Genomic DNA, 17,715 nt, shown 5'->3' on the forward strand with positions numbered 1-17,715 from the left:
GTGTGCGTGTCACCGGGCCCGTTCCGTCGTGGTAACCGGATCTTCGTCGGATTTGCGCAGTGACGGTCCGCCCGGTCCGTCCGTTTCGCCCGGCGGGGGCGTCCGGTCCGCGGCGTGCAGCAGCACCCGCAGCGTCGTGAGCACCGCCACCGGAACGGCGAGCGCGGCGGCCGTGCCGGAGACCCCCAGCGCGGTGCCGCCGAAGACGCCCGCGATGAGCGTCGCCACGATCGTCCCGGCGATGCCGGCGCGCACCGCCGGGTTCAGCCCGTAGAGCCGGTTGAGGCCGCCCCACGGGGAGAACTGGCAGAACACCAGCATCAGGGCTCCGATCAGGGCCAGCAGCGTGAGCGGGCTCTCCAGCAGGGCCTGACCGCTTGCCGAGGCGGCCCGCTGCATGGCCGGGCCGGCCGTGCCGTTGCCCAGCGCGGTCAGGAACCGGCCCAGGGTGCCCTGTTCCAGCGGCACCCGGCGCAGGTCGAAGACGGCGAACCCGACAGTGACCACCAGACCGGCCAGCGCCGCCCAGGCGAACCTCGGGAACGTCAGCCAGCCACCGGTGCTGATCGCCGCCGCCACGCACACCCCGGCGGTCACCGCGATCGCCCCGGTCGGGTCGGCACCCAGGTACGGGCTGCCGACCATGACCACCCCGGCGCCGCCGAAGGCCACCATCACCAGCGGCCGCCACCGGCGGGTCACCCGCTGCGCCACGCAGCCGGCGAGCAGCAGCAGACCGGCCACGAACACACCGAGCCCGACACTGCCCACCCCGGAGTAGCGCACCCCGTAGGTCGCGGAGTAACCGGCCACCCCGTTGAGCTGCAGCCGGGCGCCGGTGACCAGGTCCACCGCGACCACCAGCACGGCCGCCGCGGAGACCGCCGCCATCGGCCACAGCGTGCGCGGGTACCGCGGCGCCAGCCGGATCAGCAGCGAGCCGCCGATCATCAGCGCGCCGGTCGCGCCGCCGAACAGCCACGCCGGGTGCTCACTCGTCCACCACGGCGCCACGTCGGCCAGCAGCGCCGCCGGGATCGCCAGGCCGGCCGCGATGAGCGCCGCCTCCACCACGGCGACCAACCGGCGCGGTGGCAGCGGCGGCCCGGCCGGTCCGGCGTGCCGGCGGGCCCGGATCAGCACCGGGATCGTCACCGCGAAGAGCACCAGCTGCACGAACGCCAGCACCGTGAAAAAGATCTCGGCGACGCCGCGCTGGGCGATCGCCCGCCGGTCGGCGTCGTGCTCACCCTGCATCGCCGCGGCCGGGTCGGCGGGCCGGCCCTCGGAGACGGTGGCCGCGTAGCCGGCGAACAGCTTCTCCGGTGACGGCCGGCCCAGCGCCGACAGCACGGTCGGCGCCAGGTCGACCAGTTGCAGGTAGCCGTCGCGGCCGGTGCCTGCGGAGGTGAGCCAGCCACCCTCCCAGCCCGGTCCCTCGGCGATCGCCACGTGCAGCCGCGAACCGGGCTCGGACTCGGAGATGCCGGCGATCAGCATCAGCGAGCGGTCCGGGCGGGCGGCCAGAAGCCGGGCCAGGGTGGCGTCGGCGGCGGCCACCGCGGCCTGCCGTTCGGTGCCGGTGCCGTTGATCGTGCCGAGGTCGACGATGCTCAGCACGCAGTCGTCGAGCAGGGGTGCGGGGTTGTCGGGGAGTTCGGCGGCGTACTTGTCGACGCGGCCGAACGGCCGGGCCGCCGCGATCGCCGCGCCCGGGCCGACGGCGTAGGTGCAGCGCACCGACTCGGCCAGGGCGCCGGGCGTGGTGCCGTACGGCATCCGGTCCTGGTTGTTGCGGACCACGGTGCGCTGGTCGTCGACGTTGGCGCCGATGCCGTCCGGCCGGGTCAGCTTCGGTTCCGCCGGCGGGCAGCGGCCGGACACCGACCGGGTGTCCCAGGCCGCGTAGTTGCCGGCGCCGAGCGTCAGCCAGCCGTCCGCCGGGCAGGTCACCGAGTGCGCCGAGCGGACCGTCAGCCAGCCCACCGAACCGGCGGTCGCCTCCTGCCACAGCGCCGGCGTCCGTTGCGGGTCCAGGTCCTCCCAGCGCAGGCCGGGCGCGGCGGCCACCACCACGTAGTCGGCGACGCCGCGGCGGACCTCCTCCTCGGGGCGGATGCTCAACCCGGCCAGGCTGGTCAGCGCGACCAGGGCGACCAGCAGGTACGGCACCCAGGGTGACGGGCCGCCCCGGCGCCGGAACGCGGCCGGTGCCCGGCGCCAGGCGCGGTTCACCGGCGGACCGCCGTGACTTCCGCGTAGGCGTCGCGCACGTCGGCGACCACGTCCGGCTCGGTCGGCCAGGTGGCGGCCTGCCGGGGGCCGCGGGCGGCGTACTCCGCGCGCAGGCCGGGGTCGGCGAGCATCCGGCGGACCGCCTCGTCGAGGGCATCCAGGTCACCGGGCGGGATCAGCAGCGCCGCGTCACCGACCAGGCCGGGCAGCCCGCCCACCGCGGTGGCGATCAGCGGCACCCCGGCGTGCAGCGCCTCCTGGGCGAACAGCTGCCGGGCCTCCCAGTCGCTGGTGACCACCGCGAGGTCCGCGCCGAGCAGCAGATCCGGCACGTCGGTGCGGTGCCCGAGCAGGTGGAACGGCGCGTGCACCTGCGACGCCCGCTGCGCCAGCGGCATGTAGCTGGGTCCGGAACCGGCCACCACGACCACCGGTGCGGGGGTCAGCTCCCGCCACCGGGCGGCCCCGTCGACGAGCAGGTCGTACCGTTTCTGCGGGTGCAACCGGCCGACCGACACGATGAGCGGGGTCGCCGCCTTCAACCGGAACTCGGCGCGCACCGCCGCGCGGGTCCGTTTCGGCGGCGCCAGCCGGGGCGAGGCCACCGGGCCGAGCCGGGCCCGCTTCGCGCCGAGCAGGCGGGCCCGCTCCACCAGGTCCTCGGAGGCGCCCAGGGTGAGCGCGGCGTTGCGCGCCACGATCCGCTCCAGCAGGGCACCGGCCTGGCCTTTGAGGCCCCGCGCGAGCACGGCGTTGTGCCAGGTCACCACCATGGGTACGCCGGTCCGGGCCAGCGACACCACGAAACCGGCCCGCAGCCCGTGCGCGTGCACCACCTCGGCGTCCCGCCCGGCGATCGCCTTGCGGAGCTGCCGGATCGCGCCGGAGTCCTGCGGGCCCGGGTCGGCCGGGATCTCCACCGGCGCGAAGTCCAGTCCGGAGGCGCTGAACCCGAAGTGCGCGCCGGTGGCGGCCGGCGCGCAGACCAGCACCCGGCAGCCGGCCTCGACCAGACCACGGGCCAGCGAGGCGACGTGCTGGCCGATCCCGCCGGTGGCCGAACCCAGCACCAGCACCACCGAGCCACGCCACCTGTCGTCGGTGCTCACGAGCGGTTTTCTCCCCTCACGTTCGGTTCCGCAGCCGGCGCCTCAGCGTCGTGGCCAGCGGTCGCATGTCACGCCGGTCCACCGCGGACGCCACCGCGGCGAAGACCGCCACGACCACGACACCGCCCAGCATGCCCTCGGCGAGACTGCCGAGCACGCCCGGGGTGGGCCAGAACGCCCGTTCCAGCCCGATCACGGTGGCCCACCCGGCGGCGGCGGCGAGGCCGGCCGCGAGCACCGCGGCCGCGGTGGCGCGGGTCAGCCCGGCCAGCGCCGCGGAACCGGCGTGCCGGCGCACCGCGACGGCCAGCAGCGCGGCCAGGACGGTCATGCCGGCGGCGTTGGCCAGGCCCAGGACCAGCGCCTGCCGGCCGTCGACGGCGCGGACCAGCACCAGCGCGGCCACGGCGGCCACGAACCAGCCCGCCGCGGTGGCGGCGGCCGCCGCGGCGGTGGCGCCGCGGGCGTAGAGCGCCCGGGACAGCAGGGCGAACAGGGCGTAGCCGAACAGGCCGGGAGCGAACCCGGCGATGCCGGCGGCGGCCGGTGGCGCGTCGATCAGGAAGGCGGCGGGCTCGGCGAGCGCGGCCAGGGCGGCGGCGCCGAGGCCGGCGAGCAGCACGACGGTACGCGCGGTCGCCGCCAGCGACGTCCGGTAGCCGTCCTCGTCGCCGAGCTCGGCGGCGGCCGACAACCGGGGGTACACCGCAGTCGCCAGCGGCACCGCCAGCACCGCCCACGGCAGCAGGAACACCGTCTGCGCGGTGGTGTAGATGGTCAGGCCGCCGGTCGCGGTCAGCGCCAGCACCACCAGGGTCATCACCTGCTGCGAACCCACCGTGACCGCGCCTGCCCAGCCCAGCCGGACCGCCTTGCGCCCTTCGCCGCCGGGGAACCGCAGCGCCGGCCGCAACCGCAGGCGCAGCCCGCGCAGCGGCACCACCAGGCAGCACGACAGCACGACCACGCCCAGGGTGGTGCCGCCGGCCAGGACGAGCTCACCGGTCGCGGACAGCCCGCCGACGTCGCTCTTCGCGCCGTCGACGAGCGCGTAGGTCAGATAGGCACCCATCACCGTGACGCTGGACAGCAGCGGGGCCAGCACCGGCCAGGCGAACCGGTGGTGTGCCTGGAGCACGCCGGTCAGCACGATGCCGAGGCCGTAGAGCGGCAGCTGCGGCGCGAAGATCCGCAGCATGCTCGCCGCGAGTTCCTGGTTCGCCACGGGTGCGTCGGCGAGCAGCAGGCCGCTGATCGGGCCGGCCAGGGCGGCGAGCAGCACGGCGAGCGGGACGAGCAGCACCAGCACCCAGGTGAGCAGCGCCGACGCGATCGCGTGCACCCGCTCCCGGTCGGCGGCCGCGACCGCGCCGGCCAGCAGCGGCACGACGAGGCTCGCCAGGGCGCCACCCGCGACCAGCTCGAAGATGATGTTCGGGATGACGTTGGCGGCGTTGTAGACGTCACCGAGGGCGTCGTGGCCGACCGTGCGGAGGAAGACGAACGTCCGGGCGAACCCGGCGAGCCGGGCCACCACGGTCAGGACCGTGATGAGCGCGGCGGCCCCGGCGATCTTCGCGGCGGTGCCGCCATGCCGTTGCTCGCGGGACGGGCGGGCCGCCTCTGGGTGATCCACTTCCGCGCCGGTACCCGTACTCGAAAGGGGTGGGCTGTCGCCGGGTCCCGGCGGTCTCGTCACGCGTCGGCCGGCCGGCGGCCGAACTCGTCGACGGCGCGCAGCCACGGCGTGTCCTTGATGACCTTGGTGAAGCTGATCTGCTCGCTGGCCGCGGTGAGCGTCCCCAGCACGGTGAGCGCCGCCAGCCGGCCCGCCGTGCCGGACCTCGCCGTGAAGGCCACGCCCAGCAGGGCGCCGAGCGCGTTGGCGCCCGAGTCGCCCAGCATGATCTCCTCGTTCAGGTCAGCCGGCAGCAGCGCCGCGCCCGCCCCCAGCGTGCCGGTGGTCATCGCGGCGTTGCGGCCCACCGCGAGCGGCGCGCCGAGCAGGGCGCCGGCCTTGAGCGCGCGGCCGGGACGCAGGTCCAGCAGGTTCAGCAGGTTGGCCGTGCCGGCGATCACCCCGGCGCCGAGCAGCACGTCGGCACCCCGGCCGAGCACGCTGCGCCGGTCGCTGCCGATCAACGCGGAGGCCACCAGGCCGGCCGCGCCCACCCCGGCGATCTTGACCAGGCCGCTGGTGACCCGGCCCTCGCGCAGTGCGCCCAGGTGGCCGGCGAAGCCTTTCGCCGCCTTCTGCTCCGGGCGGTTGCCGACGATGTCGTCGTAGAAGCCGACCGCGCCGCTGACCGCGCCCGCGGTGACCGCGGCGGCCGCCAGCCGGGCCGTCGGGGCGCCGGAGGCCGCGCCCACGGTGGCGCCCAGGGCCAGCGCCGGACCACCGGCGAGAGTGACCGTGCGGCCGTGGAAGTTGGTGCGGCGCAGGTCACCGGCGTTCGGGTCGCGGCGCACCCAGCCGAGCGCGGTCCGCGCCACCAGCGCGCCGATGCCGAACGAGCGGAGGAAAGCCATGGCCCGGAAGTTTAGTCAGCCGGAGCGAACCGGGCGGGATCAGGGCGCTGCGGACGGCACCATCGAGGTGGCGCCGGCGGCCAGACCGTACTGCCCGACCCGGTTCTGCACCAGGCGCTCGGTGGTCGCCATCGCGGTCGAGACCTGCCCCTGCACGGTGCTCACGTTGTCCACCGTGGAGATCTCCTTCACCAGCGTCGGGTCGCTGCGCACGCCGGAGACCAGGTTGCCCTCGGCCGCACCGTCACCGGCCACCACCAGGGGGCGGCCCTGGCTGAACTGGTTGGCGACGGTGACCGCGGACTGGTTCTTGCGGGTCGCCTCCTTGTCGGTGGCGGGTTCGCCGGCGACCAGCACGATCGCCTCCGCGCCACCGGCCGCGTTGTCCTCCACCGCGACGTAGCCGGCGCCGGAGAGCCCGGCGAGCACCGCTGTCACGTCGTCCGGCGTGGGCGAGGTCGACCCCTGGGAGAGGGTGAGCGCGAGCAGGGCGCTCGCGGTCTCCACACCGTCGCTGTTGCGAGGCAGGGAGGTCACCGGGATGCTGGGCTGCGACGACTGGTCGGCCAGGTCGAGCAACTCGTTGGTGTAGTTCGGGTCGAAGAACTTCTCCTCGACGGTGACCCGGGCGGTGACCGACGCACCGGCCAGGTTGAGCATCTTCGCCACGCCCTCGGCCGAGTCGTCGGCGCCCGGCAGCGACACCAGCGCGACCTTGCGGGCGGACAACCGGCCGGCGAGCACCACCGGCGCCAGCTCGCTCGCGAAGACCTGGTTGCGGTTCAGCTCCTCGCGGTACTGGTTCACCTGGTCCCGCCGGACGTCGTTGTCCTTCTTCAACGCCTCGAGGTTGGTGCGCAGGTTCTCGGAGACCGGGCCGTTGAGCGCCGCGGTGCCGACCACCAGGCCGATCGCGAGCGCGAGGAAGACCGCGGTGAGCGACACCACGTGGTACCGAAAGTTGATCACGACGCCCTCAGAGAAGATTGCCGAGCTGGAAGACGAAATTGTCCCACCACTCGGACACGACGGTGAGGTACGCCTTCCCCACCGTGGAGACCGCCACCGCCGACGCCATCGCCGCGAGGGCCGACAGCACCAGGAGCAGCAACGCCGAGCCGGAGATGTTCTGCCGGTAGAGCCGGCTCACGCCCTTGGCGTCGACCAGCTTGCCACCGACCTTGAGGCGGGTCAGGAACGTGGACGCCATGCCGCCGCGGCCCTTGTCGAGGAACTCCACCAGGTTCGCGTGCGTGCCGACCGCGACGATCAGGGACGCGCCCTTCTCGTCGGCGAGCAGCATCGCCAGGTCCTCGCTGGTGGCCGACGCCGGGAACGTGATCGCGTCGACCCCCACCCCGCGGACCCGCTCCAGACCGGGCGCCCGGCCGTCCGGGTAGGCGTGGACGACCACCTCGGCGCCGCACCGCAGCACGTCGTCGGTGACCGAGTCCATGTCGCCGATGATCATGTCGGGGGTGTAGCCGTTCTCCACCAGGGCGTCGGCGCCGCCGTCCACCCCGATCAGGACCGGCTTGTACTCCCGGATGTAGGGCCGCAGGACGTCGAGGTCTTCCTTGTAGTCGTAGCCGCGCACCACGATCAGCACGTGCCGCCCGGCGATGCGGGTGTTCACGTCGGGCACGCCCACGCCGTCGAGCAGCAGGTCACGCTCGTGCTTCATGTAGTCGAGCGTGTTCGCCGCGAACGCCTCGAGCTGCACCGACAGACCCTCGCGGGCGTCGGCCATCGACTTGGCGACGCTCTCCGCGTCCTGCCGGACACCGGAGGCCACGACCTCGCCGTCGCGCAGCACGTCACCGCCGTCGATGCTGATCGTCTGGCCCTCGCGCAACGCCTTGAAGACCTCCTCGCCGAGGCCGTCGACGAGCACCACGCCGCCCTGGATCAGCACCTCGGGCCCGAGGTTCGGATAGCGCCCGGAGATCGACGGTTTCGCGTTGAGCACCGCGGTGACGCCGGACGCCACCAGCGAGTCGGCCGCGACCCGGTCCAGATCGAGGTGATCGATCACGGCGATCTCGCCGGGACGCAGCCGGCCGGTCAGGCGCTTGGTCCGCCGGTCGAGCCGGGCCAGCCCGGAGATCGGGCCCAGTTCGGTGGCCCGTGCGCGGCGCAGGGTGGGAAGTCGCATCCCGGCCATCCTGACACGCCGTCGCACACTGTCCCCCCGCGACATGCGCCACCTCACCGACAAATGCGACTTTTCACGCACGTTTCTCACGAGCCGCTACCGCCAGTAGCTCCTCGGCATGCGCGATGCCGAGATCCGAATCGGGCAGACCGGCAAGCATCCGGGACAGCTCCCGGGCCCGCTCGGTCTCCTCCACGATCCGCACCCCACTCGTGGTGATCGCCCCACCGGTGTCCTTCGCGACCACCAGGTGGCGATCGGCGAACGCGGCGACCTGCGGCAGGTGCGTCACGACCAGGACCTGATGGGTACGGGCGAGACGCGCCAGCCGCCGCCCGATCTCCACCGCCGCCGTGCCGCCCACACCCGAGTCCACCTCGTCGAAGACGAGCGTCGGCGGGCCACCGGCACCGGCGAACACCACCTCGATGGCCAGCATCACCCGGGACAGCTCACCGCCGGACGCGCCCTTCTGCAGGGGCAGCGACGGCGCACCCGGGTGGGCCAGCAACCGCAGCTCCACCTCGTCGGCGCCGTCCGCGCCGGCCGCCAGCTCCTCGCCGTCGACCGTCACCGACGGCTCGTCCCGGGACGGCGCCCGGGTCAGCACCGCCACCTCGACCCGCGCGTGCGGCATCGCCAGACCGGCCAGCTCCACACTGACCGCCTCGGAGAACCGCCCGGCCGCCTCCCGCCGCGCCGCCGTCAACCGGCCGGCCAGCTCGGCCACCGTCACGGCAAGCCGCTGACGCTCCTTGTCCAGCTCGTCCAGCAGCTCGTCGGAGTTGTCCAGCTCGGCCAGCTTCGTCCGCGCGTTCTCCGCCCAGACGATCACGCCGTCGATGTCGTCGGCGTACTTGCGGGTCAGCGCCCGCAGCGCCGCCCGCCGCTCGTAGATCGCCTCCAGCCGGGCCGGGTCCGCGTCGAGCTCGCCCAGGTAGGACGACAGCTCCGACGAGACGTCGCCGACCAGGGTGGCCGCCTCCTCCAGCCGCAGCGCCAGCTCACCCAGCCGCGGGTCGACACCGGCCTGCCCCTCCAGGGTGCGCCGGGCCGTGCCGAGCAGCTGGGTCGCGTCCGGCGTGTCGTCGGCCGCCTCCACCCCGCCGGCCAGCGCCTGCGCCGCGAGGGCCGCCGCGACCCGCAGACCCTCGGCGTGCTCCAGCCGCTGCACCTCGGCGCGCAGATCCTCGTCCTCACCGGGCTGCGGGTCCACCCGGGTGATCTCGTCGAGGCCGAGCTTGAGCAGATCGGCCTCCTGCGACCGCTGCCGGGCGTTGCGCCGCCGGTCGGCCAGGTCGTCGACGACCCGGCGCCAGCGCACGAACGCCTCGCGGTAACTGTCGAGCAGCTTCTCGTGCCCCGGGCCGGCGAACCGGTCGAGCGCCGAACGCTGCTCCGACGGGCGCAGCAGCCGCAACTGGTCGGACTGGCCGTGCACGGCCAGGACCTGCTCGCCGATCTCGCTGAGCGTGGACACCGGCATGCTGCGGCCGCCGACGTGCGCCCGGGACCGGCCCTCGGCCGTCACCGTGCGGCTCAGCAGCACCGAGCCGTCGTCGTCGGTCTCGCCACCGGCGTCGGTGATCCGGGTCCGCACGGCGTCACCGAGCGTCCCGCCCAGCCGCAACCGGCCCTCCACCACGGCCCGGCCCGGGTCGGCCCGCACCCGGCCGGCGTCGGCCCGGCCGCCGAAGAGCAACCCGAGACCCGTCACCACCATCGTCTTGCCGGCACCGGTCTCGCCGGTGATCACGTTCATTCCCGACGTGAGGCTCAGCGTGGTGTCGTCGATGACGCCGAGCCCGGTGATGCGCAGTTCGTCCAGCACAGCCGAACAGTATCGGTGCCCACCGACAATCGCCCAACTCAGGGGGTGATCAGCGTCGATTCCCGCGCCAGCCGACCACCGGAAGCTCGAACTTCGCCACGAGCGTGTCGGTGAACGGCCGCGGCGCCAGGCGGACCACCCGGACCGGCAACCGGCCCCGTTCGACCGTGACCCGCGAGCCGGGCGGCAGGTCCCAGGTGCGGCGGCCGTCGCAGCAGAGCACCGCAAAAGACGTGTACGGGTCCACCGTCAGGACGAACGTCGACGTCGGCGCGGTCACCAGCGGTTTGCTGAACAGCGCGTGCGCACTGATCGGAACCAGCAGCAGCGCCTCCACCTCCGGCCAGACGACCGGGCCGCCGGCCGAGAAGGCGTACGCCGTCGACCCCGTCGGTGTGGCACAAACCACACCGTCGCAGCCGTACCGGGAGAGCGGCCGGCCGTCCACGTCGACGAGCAGTTCGAGCATCTGCGCCCGCTGCCCCTTCTCGACCGTCACCTCGTTGAGCGCCCACGACTCGGCGATGAGCCGGCCGTCGTACTCGGCACGCACGTCGAGCGTCAGCCGCTCGTCGACCGTGTAGTCACCGGCCACCACCTCGGCGACCGCCTCGTCGATGTGGTCGATCTCCGCCTCGGCGAGGAAGCCCACCTTGCCCAGGTTGATGCCGAGCAGCGGCGCCTTCACCGGCCGGGCCAGGTCGGCGGCCCGCAGGAACGTCCCGTCGCCGCCGAGCGCCAGCACGATCTCCACGCCCTCCGCGGCCGCCGGCCCCTGCACCGGCTTGACCTCGGGTGGCAGGTCGATGTCGGCGACCTCCTCGGCGATGACGCGGACCTCGAACCCGGCCGCGATCAGGTCCAGCGCCACCGCACGGGCGTGCTGCGTGCTCTGCCGGCGCCCGGTGTGTGTCACCAGAAGGGCCGAGCGGGTCATTTTTCCTCCAAGTGAACCGGTCCGGCTTCGACCACGCGCTCGATCCGCTCCGCGTCGGCCGGCGGCGCGTCCCGCCGGAACCACACGAAGAACTCCACGTTGCCACTCGGGCCGGGCAGCGGGCTCGCGGTCACATCCCGCACCCCGAGACCCAGCGCCTGCCCGGCGGCCGCCACATCCATGACCGCCTCGGCCCGCAGCCGCCAGTCCCGGACCACGCCACCGGCGCCGACCCGTTCCTTGCCGACCTCGAACTGCGGCTTCACCATCAGTGCCAGGTCGCCGTCCGCGGCCGTGCACGCCGCCAGCGCCGGCAGCACCAGCCGCAACGAGATGAACGACAGGTCCGCCACGGTCAGGTCGACCGGCCCCTCGATCAGCTCCGGCGTCAGCGTGCGCACGTTCGTCCGTTCCAGCACGACCACCCGCTCGTCGGTCCGGATCGGCCAGGCCAGCTGCCCGTACCCGACGTCCACCGCCACCACCTGCCGGGCTCCGGCGCGCAGCAGCACGTCGGTGAAGCCCCCGGTGGAGGCGCCGGCGTCCAGGCACCGGCGCCCGGTCACGGTCAGCGGCGTGAAGGCGGCGAGCGCCCCGGCGAGTTTGTGCCCGCCCCGGGAGACGTACTCGGTCTGCGGATCCTCGCCCGTCACCAGCAACGGGTCGGCGGGATCCACCATCGCCGCCACCTTCTGGGCGACGACGCCACGGACCTGCACACGGCCGGCCGCGACGAGCGCGGCGGCCTGTTCCCGGGAACGAGCGAGCTTGCGGCGGACGAGTTCGGCGTCCAGTCGCGCACGGCGGGCCATGTCAATTCTTCCTATACGAGGTTCTCAGCGGTCGATGCTCGCCAGGGTTTCCTGGAGCACCTGGTGCGCGGCCTCGTACTCGGCGATCTGCTCGGCCGGTGCCAGCCGCGCGGCGTTGGCGAGCGACCGTAGCACCGCGTCGACCGCGGGGTGCCCGGTGTCCTCCCCGGTCCCGCCGGCGGCCGGGCCGCCCGGCCGGGGCATGATCTGCCCCGGGGGCGGGCCCGGCCTCGCGTGGTTCGGGAACGTCACCGGCTCACGCCTCCGCGCTCTCGGCCCGGCCGCCACCGTCGGCAGGCGTCGACTGGCGCGGCACGGCCCGCTTCCGCGGCGCCCGCTTGCGCGGCGCGGCGCTCTTCGCGGCCGTCTCCGGCGCACTGCCCGTGGACGCCGTGGACTCGCCCACCCCGCCGGCCGCTGCCGGCTGATCCGTAGCGGTCACCGTCGACTCATCCACCCCGGTGGTCGCCGGCCCGCCCGTCGGACCCGGGACCCGGTCCGCCGCCACCGGCGGCAGCTCGGTGGCCGCCGCGGCCTCGACGACCGAACTCACCGGCGCCGCCACCGTCCCCGCCGGAACCGGTGCGTCGAACACCGGCTGCGGCTGAGCCGGAACCCGCTTCGCAGCCGTCTTCTTCGCCGGCGCCCGCTTGGCGGCAGGCTTCGCCGGACCCGTCGCGCCCTTGGCCGGAGCCTTCTTCGCGGGTGCCGTCGCGCCCTTGGCCGGAGCCTTCTCCGCGGGCGCCGTCGTCGGAGCCGCAGACGTCGGCCCCGAAGCCGCGGACGTCGCCCCCGAAGCCGCGGACCCGGCCACATTGGCCGGTGACGTCGCCGGGCCGGTCCCGGCCGACGGCATCGCGTTCGGCTTGGCCTTCAGCGCCTTCTTGGCCACGGCCTTCTTCGCCACGGCCTTCTTGGCCGGTCGCGGAACAGCCGCACCGGAACCAGCCTCATCGGAACCAGCCGCGGCCGCGGATCCAGCGCCCGTCCCAGGCCCGGCGTCCGTCCCGGAACCAGCAGCCAGGCCGGAGCCAGCAGCAGCACCGGAGCCAGCCGCCACACCGGACTTGGCGCCGGCGCCCGGCCCGGAAGCGGCACCCGGCGACACCGTGGCGTCGCGCAACTGGCGTTCCAGGTCGTGCACCCGCGACGTCAGGTCGGACACCTCATCGGCGGTGGCCAGGCCGACCCGCGCGAGTGCCCGGTCCACCTCGAAGCGGACGATGTTCGTCAGCGCCTCACGGTTCGCCATCCCGGCGGAGAGCAGATCCTCCACCATGCCCTGCAACTGCGTCGCCGTCGCACCTCCCTTGGAGAGCACCTCTCCGGCGACCTGCTGCGCCTTCTTCCTCGGGGCCTCTGTCAGCCCGAGCGCCAGGTCCAGATATGCACGCCATGCATCTGGCATGATCTCGCCTCCTCTCGCCACGTCGGGTGCCACGCTACCGGGCACTCCGGATAAGTTGCTGGGGTACCGTGCTGGTGTCGCGAGGGAGGGTGCCCATGGCCACGGTGGACGAGTGCCGGCAGGCGTTGCAGGATCTGGCCGCGAAACTGGCCGCCAACGCGGAGGCGCAGGGCCGGCTCGACCTGGATCGCACTCTCGCCTGCCGCGTGACCGACCTGGAAACTGCCTTCCACGGGCGGATCACCGGGGGCCGGCTGGTCGACATCGCGGACGGCGACGACCCCAAGGCGAAGATCGCGCTGATCGCGTCCAGCGACGACCTGATCGCCCTGATCACCGGCCGGCTGGACGTCACCCGTGCCATCGCGTCCCGGCAGGTCACCATCAAAGCGAACCCGTTCGACCTGCTCAAACTTCGTAAGCTCCTCTGACGCGCCAGCAGCGCTCAGAGATACGGCGGATCTTCGAAAAACGTTCAGCAACGAGAGAAGGCGCGGCCGGGTGGCCGCGCCTTCTTTCAGGTGTACGGGCTGAGCACCCGACCCCGCACGCCTCGTTCAGACGCCCCAGGCCCGTAGCAGTTCCCCGGCCTCGGGCGAGCCCGACTCCACCGCGGAGACCGCCACGCCGTCCCACGTCACACCGCAGAGCAGGCGCAGCGCGTCGACCGGGTCGCCGGAGCCGGCCAGGATGGCCCGGTCGCCCTCACGGGTGACCCGCCAGCCACCGGCCTCGCCGCCGGTCGCCGGCACCCGGGCCTCGTCGGCCGGCCGGAACAGGCCGGACAGGTCGGCCGCCACATAGGTCGGGCGGCGTTCCGGTGGCGCCGCAAGCAGGTCGGCCGGCCCGCTCACCCCGGTCAGGACGAGCAGGCTGTCCATGCCGGCGTTGACGGCGCCTTCGATGTCGGTGTCCAGGCGGTCGCCGACGCAGAGCGGGCGCTGGGCCTTCGCCAGTGTCGCGGCGGTGGTGAACAGTCCCGGCTGCGGCTTGCCGACCACCACGTCCGGGTCCCGGTCCAGGGCGGTACGCAGCACCGCGACGAGCGAGCCGTTACCCGGCAGCGGTCCGCGCGGGCTGGGCAGCGTCCGGTCGGTGTTCGTGGCGATCCAGGTCGCGCCGGCCCGTACCGCCAGCGCGGCTTCGGCCAGATGCTTCCAGCCGACTTCGGGCCCGTACCCCTGAACCACCGCGACCGGCTCGTCCTCGGCCGAGCCGACGGGTTCGAGGCCCGCGTCGCGGACCTCGGCACGTAGTGCTTCCGCACCCACCACCAGCACCGGCGCACCCGCCGGCACCCGCTCGGCGAGCAGGGCGGCGGACGCGCCGGCCGAGGTCAGGACCTCGGCCGGCGCGGCGCTCACACCCATGCCGGTCAGCAGCGCGGCGACGTCGGCGGCCCGGCGGGACGCGTTGTTCGTCGCGTACGCGATCGGCGTCCCGTCGGAGCGCAGCCGCTCGACCGCCTCGGCGGCGCCCTCGATCGGTGTGTCGATCAGGAAGACGACGCCGTCCAGGTCGAAGACGACCAGGTCGTAGCCACCGGCGAGGTGGTCGCTCATGCCTTCGGCTGCTCCTCGTCGGCCTTGGCGACGAACTCGTCCGCCGCGGCCTTCTTGGCCTCGGCCGCGTCGTCCCCGACCACGTCGTCCTCGTCCACGTCGGCGTCGTCCTCGTCAGCGTCGCCCTGGTCGGCGTCGTCCTCGTCGGCCGGCTCGTCGATCGAGTCGGTGACCACGACCGGCTTCGCGTCCACGAGGGCGTCCGAGTTGACGTCGAGGTCGGCCAGGTCGGCCTGCTCGTCGTCCTCGTCGTCGAGGTCGCCCACGATCGGGCCGTCCTCGTCGTCCTCGATCTCGTCGGCGGCGAGGTCGTCGGCGGTGTCCAGAGGCTCGTCGGACGCGTCCGAACCCTCCTCGGAGTCGTCGTCGTCCTCGGACCGGACCTCCGGGCCGCCCTCGCCGAGAGCCGCCTCGGTCTCCTCGTCCTCGTCCTCGTCGTCGCCCTCGATCGAGACGCCGTCCAGCTCGAGCAGACGCTCGGCCGCGTTGGTGAGCTGCTCGTCGTCGACCGCCGCGGCCCGGGCGAACCACTCGCGGGCCTCGTCGCGGCGGTCCGCCGCGAGCAGTGCGTCGGCGTACGCGTACCGCAGACGAGCCGCCCACTCGGCGTCCTCGTTCGCGGTCAGCTCGTTGACCTGGAGCATCGCCACGGCAGCGTCGTGCTGACCCAGGTCGCCCCGGGCACCGGCCGCCACGATCAGCAGCTCGATGGCGCCGCTCTTCTCCAGCTTCGCCATGTCGGCGCCGCGGAAGAGGTCGATCGCCCGCTCCGGCCGGCCCAGGGCCCGCTCGCAGTCGGCCAGTTCGGCCAGGTGCGTCTGCCGCCCGGTCATCCGGTGGTAGGTGCGCAGCTCGGCGATCGCGGTCGTCCAGTCACCGGCCGCGTAGGCGGCGAGACCGACGGCCTCACGCACCACGGCGATCCGGGACGCCAGCCGGCGCGCCGCGATGGCGTGCTGGAGGGCGAGCTCGGAGTCCTCGTCGATGATCTGGCCGGCCGCCACCAGGTGCCGCGCGACCTTGTCGGCCATCTCCCGGGCCAGCGAGTTCAGCTCGGCGCGGACCTCCTGGTCGAGGTCGGTCGCGACGATGTCCTCGGGAATGTCTGGGGACTGGAACGCCGGCTGACCGGTCTCGTCCTGCGGCTGGCTGTCGTTGTCCCGGTCGCCCCGGAAGCCGCCACGGTCCTGGAATCCGCCGCGGTCCTGGTAGCCGCCCCGGTCACGGTCGCCACCCCGGAACCCGCCCCGGTCGCCGCCACCCTGGTAGCCGCCACGGTCACGGTCCCCGCCACGGAACCCGCCACGGTCGCCACCACCCTGGTAGCCGCCACGGTCACGGTCGCCGCCACGGAAGCCGCCGCCCTGGGGACGGTCGCCGCCACGGAACCCGCCACGGTCACCGCCCTGGAAGCTCTCGCGCGGCCCGCCCTGCGGACGGTCGCCACCACGGAACCCACCACGGTCGCCGCCGGGCCGGTCGCCCTGCGGACGGTCGCCACGGAACCCGCCACGGTCGCCGCCACCCTGGTAACCACCACGGTCACGGTCGCCACCACGGAAGCCACCGCCCTGCGGACGGTCACCCCCACGGAAACCACCCCGGTCGCCGCCACCCTGGTAGCCGCCACGGTCGCCACCCGGCCGGTCGCCCTGCGGACGATCACTGCGGAAGCCGCCACGGTCGCCGCCGCCCTGGTAGCCGCCACGGTCACGGTCGCCGCCACGGAAGCCACCGCCCTGGGGACGGTCACCCCCACGGAAGCCACCCCGGTCGCCGCCACCCTGGTAGCCGCCACGGTCACGGTCGCCACCACGGAACCCGCCGCCCTGCGGACGGTCACCCTGCGGACGGTCACTACGGAACCCGCCACGGTCGCCGCCACCCTGGTAGCCGCCACGGTCACGGTCGCCGCCACGGAAGCCGCCGCCCTGGGGACGGTCACCCTGCGGACGGTCGCTGCGGAAGCCACCGCCCTGGGGACGGTCGCCCTGCGGACGGTCACTGCGGAAGCCGCCGCCCTGGGGACGGTCACCCCCACGGAAGCCGCCACGGTCGCCGCCACCCTGGTAGCCGCCACGGTCACGGTCGCCACCACGGAAGCCACCGCCCTGGGGACGGTCACCCTGCGGACGGTCACTACGGAACCCGCCACGGTCGCCGCCACCCTGGTAACCACCACGGTCACGGTCACCACCACGGAAACCACCACGGTCGCCACCGCCCTGGTAGCCACCACGGTCACGGTCACCGCCACGGAAGCCACCGCCCTGGGGACGGTCACCCTGCGGACGGTCGCTGCGGAAGCCACCGCCCTGGGGACGGTCACCGCCACGGAAGCCACCGCGGTCGCCACCGCCCTGGTAGCCACCACGGTCACGGTCACCGCCACGGAAGCCACCGCCCTGCGGACGGTCACCCCCACGGAAGCCACCCCGGTCGCCGCCACCCTGGTAACCACCACGGTCGCCGCCTACCGAGCGCTGTCCGCCCTGGTAACCACCGCGGTCGCCACCGCCCTGGTAACCGCCACGGTCACGGTCACCGCCACGGAAGCCACCGCCCTGCGGACGGTCACCCCCACGGAAGCCACCCCGGTCACCGCCACCCTGGTAACCACCACGGTCACGGTCACCGCCACGGAAGCCACCGCGGTCGCCACCGCCCTGGTAGCCGCCACGGTCACGGTCGCCGCCACGGAAGCCACCGCGGTCGCGGTCGCCGCCACGGAAGCCGCCGCGGTCGCCGCCACCCTGGTAGCCGCCGCGCTCGCCGCCCCGGTCACCGCGACGTTCGTCGCCGGCTCCGTCACGGCCTCGGCCGGGCCGGCTCTCGCCGTCTCGGTTGCTGGAGCCGCCGTCCTGCGGTCCTGTAGTCACGGATCATTCCTTCCAGTACGGCGGCTGGCCCTCGGTACGGGCGGCCAAGCGTCAACACACAAAGTTACTCGGAGATTCTGTCTTAAACGCAGTCAAGGGCCGCCCCGAGCTGGGGCGGCCCTCGACCGATCACGTTGAGTCCGGCGGCGTCCTACTCTCCCACACCCTCCCGAGTGCAGTACCATCGGCGCTGGAGGGCTTAGCTACCGGGTTCGGAATGTAACCGGGCGTTTCCCCTCCGCTATGACCACCGAAACA

At 74.0% G+C, this 17,715-nt stretch carries 14 protein-coding genes, 1 rRNA gene and 1 pseudogene; 2 read left to right on the forward strand and 14 right to left on the reverse strand.

Annotated features, from left to right (window positions below):
* Positions 1 to 9: 9 nt before the first annotated feature.
* The 11 genes and pseudogenes from LPA41_RS37450 to LPA41_RS43455 form a co-directional block, all read right to left on the reverse strand.
* Positions 10 to 2,235 carry a hypothetical protein gene (locus LPA41_RS37450; RefSeq protein ID WP_374238263.1) on the reverse strand — a complete coding sequence of 742 codons (2,226 nt, stop codon included), beginning with the start codon at positions 2,233 to 2,235 and terminating at the stop codon, positions 10 to 12.
* Entirely contained in the window at positions 2,232 to 3,344 is a 1,113-nt protein-coding gene (locus tag LPA41_RS37455) for a glycosyltransferase family 4 protein (protein WP_229076028.1), read from the reverse strand. The genes LPA41_RS37450 and LPA41_RS37455 overlap by 4 nt, the downstream gene beginning before the upstream one ends.
* A 16-nt stretch (positions 3,345 to 3,360) precedes the next feature.
* The gene (gene murJ / locus LPA41_RS37460) at positions 3,361 to 4,980 is read right to left on the reverse strand and encodes a murein biosynthesis integral membrane protein MurJ (protein ID WP_229076029.1); all 1,620 of its coding nucleotides are present in this window, start codon (positions 4,978 to 4,980) and stop codon (positions 3,361 to 3,363) included.
* A 59-nt stretch (positions 4,981 to 5,039) separates the two neighbouring features.
* The gene (locus LPA41_RS37465; protein ID WP_229076030.1) at positions 5,040 to 5,873 is read right to left on the reverse strand and encodes a hypothetical protein; all 834 of its coding nucleotides are present in this window, start codon (positions 5,871 to 5,873) and stop codon (positions 5,040 to 5,042) included.
* Positions 5,874 to 5,912: 39 nt separating this feature from the next.
* Positions 5,913 to 6,842 (reverse strand): copper transporter, encoded by a 930-nt coding sequence (locus tag LPA41_RS37470; RefSeq protein WP_229076031.1) that lies wholly within the window; start codon positions 6,840 to 6,842, stop codon positions 5,913 to 5,915.
* Positions 6,843 to 6,849: 7 nt separating this feature from the next.
* The gene (gene steA, locus LPA41_RS37475) at positions 6,850 to 8,028 is read right to left on the reverse strand and encodes a putative cytokinetic ring protein SteA (protein WP_229076032.1); all 1,179 of its coding nucleotides are present in this window, start codon (positions 8,026 to 8,028) and stop codon (positions 6,850 to 6,852) included.
* A gap of 73 nt (positions 8,029 to 8,101) precedes the next feature.
* Positions 8,102 to 9,859, reverse strand: coding sequence for a DNA repair protein RecN (gene recN, locus LPA41_RS37480; protein ID WP_229076033.1), 1,758 nt, complete (start codon positions 9,857 to 9,859; stop codon positions 8,102 to 8,104).
* A 49-nt stretch (positions 9,860 to 9,908) separates the two neighbouring features.
* The gene (locus tag LPA41_RS37485; protein ID WP_229076034.1) at positions 9,909 to 10,796 is read right to left on the reverse strand and encodes an NAD kinase; all 888 of its coding nucleotides are present in this window, start codon (positions 10,794 to 10,796) and stop codon (positions 9,909 to 9,911) included.
* Positions 10,793 to 11,608, reverse strand: coding sequence for a TlyA family RNA methyltransferase (locus tag LPA41_RS37490; protein ID WP_229076035.1), 816 nt, complete (start codon positions 11,606 to 11,608; stop codon positions 10,793 to 10,795). Before LPA41_RS37490 ends, LPA41_RS37485 begins: the two co-directional genes overlap by 4 nt.
* 24 nt (positions 11,609 to 11,632) lie before the next feature.
* Positions 11,633 to 11,812, reverse strand: a complete 180-nt coding sequence (locus LPA41_RS37495; protein WP_255691417.1) for a hypothetical protein — start codon at positions 11,810 to 11,812, stop codon at positions 11,633 to 11,635.
* A gap of 613 nt (positions 11,813 to 12,425) precedes the next feature.
* Positions 12,426 to 13,016 (reverse strand): annotated as a pseudogene (locus tag LPA41_RS43455) (phasin family protein); the annotation flags it as partial.
* 95 nt (positions 13,017 to 13,111) lie between these two features.
* On the opposite strand from LPA41_RS43455, the gene LPA41_RS37505 reads away from it, so the two are divergent.
* The gene (locus LPA41_RS37505; RefSeq protein ID WP_229076038.1) at positions 13,112 to 13,447 is read left to right on the forward strand and encodes an SCP2 sterol-binding domain-containing protein; all 336 of its coding nucleotides are present in this window, start codon (positions 13,112 to 13,114) and stop codon (positions 13,445 to 13,447) included.
* A gap of 126 nt (positions 13,448 to 13,573) precedes the next feature.
* On the opposite strand, the gene LPA41_RS37510 is transcribed toward LPA41_RS37505, so the two are convergent.
* Positions 13,574 to 14,578 (reverse strand): HAD-IIA family hydrolase, encoded by a 1,005-nt coding sequence (locus tag LPA41_RS37510; protein ID WP_229076039.1) that lies wholly within the window; start codon positions 14,576 to 14,578, stop codon positions 13,574 to 13,576.
* The gene (locus tag LPA41_RS37515) at positions 14,575 to 15,609 is read right to left on the reverse strand and encodes a Replicase polyprotein 1ab (RefSeq protein ID WP_229076048.1); all 1,035 of its coding nucleotides are present in this window, start codon (positions 15,607 to 15,609) and stop codon (positions 14,575 to 14,577) included. The genes LPA41_RS37510 and LPA41_RS37515 overlap by 4 nt, the downstream gene beginning before the upstream one ends.
* On the opposite strand from LPA41_RS37515, the gene LPA41_RS42580 reads away from it, so the two are divergent.
* On the forward strand, positions 15,586 to 17,595 hold the full coding sequence (locus LPA41_RS42580; protein ID WP_304523820.1) for a hypothetical protein: 2,010 nt from the start codon (positions 15,586 to 15,588) through the stop codon (positions 17,593 to 17,595). The two genes, LPA41_RS37515 and LPA41_RS42580, sit on opposite strands and share 24 nt — an antisense overlap.
* Here the strand turns inward: LPA41_RS42580 and rrf are convergent.
* A 5S ribosomal RNA gene (rrf, locus tag LPA41_RS37525) occupies positions 17,596 to 17,712 on the reverse strand. It abuts the gene before it with no gap.
* Between the last annotated feature and the right edge of the window lie 3 nt (positions 17,713 to 17,715).

The organism is Actinoplanes sp. DH11 (assembly GCF_020873875.1).
Taxonomy (GTDB): domain Bacteria; phylum Actinomycetota; class Actinomycetes; order Mycobacteriales; family Micromonosporaceae; genus Actinoplanes.

Coding starts and splice junctions, on each gene's coding strand:
- LPA41_RS37465 (WP_229076030.1), bottom strand. CDS start 5,873: ATGGCTTTCCTCCGCTCGTTCGGCATCGGCGCGCTGGTGGCGCGGACC.
- steA (WP_229076032.1), bottom strand. CDS start 8,028: ATGCGACTTCCCACCCTGCGCCGCGCACGGGCCACCGAACTGGGCCCG.
- LPA41_RS37485 (WP_229076034.1), bottom strand. CDS start 10,796: ATGACCCGCTCGGCCCTTCTGGTGACACACACCGGGCGCCGGCAGAGC.
- LPA41_RS37490 (WP_229076035.1), bottom strand. CDS start 11,608: ATGGCCCGCCGTGCGCGACTGGACGCCGAACTCGTCCGCCGCAAGCTC.
- LPA41_RS37495 (WP_255691417.1), bottom strand. CDS start 11,812: ATGCCCCGGCCGGGCGGCCCGGCCGCCGGCGGGACCGGGGAGGACACC.
- LPA41_RS37505 (WP_229076038.1), top strand. CDS start 13,112: ATGGCCACGGTGGACGAGTGCCGGCAGGCGTTGCAGGATCTGGCCGCG.
- LPA41_RS37510 (WP_229076039.1), bottom strand. CDS start 14,578: ATGAGCGACCACCTCGCCGGTGGCTACGACCTGGTCGTCTTCGACCTG.
- LPA41_RS37515 (WP_229076048.1), bottom strand. CDS start 15,609: ATGGCCGACAAGGTCGCGCGGCACCTGGTGGCGGCCGGCCAGATCATC.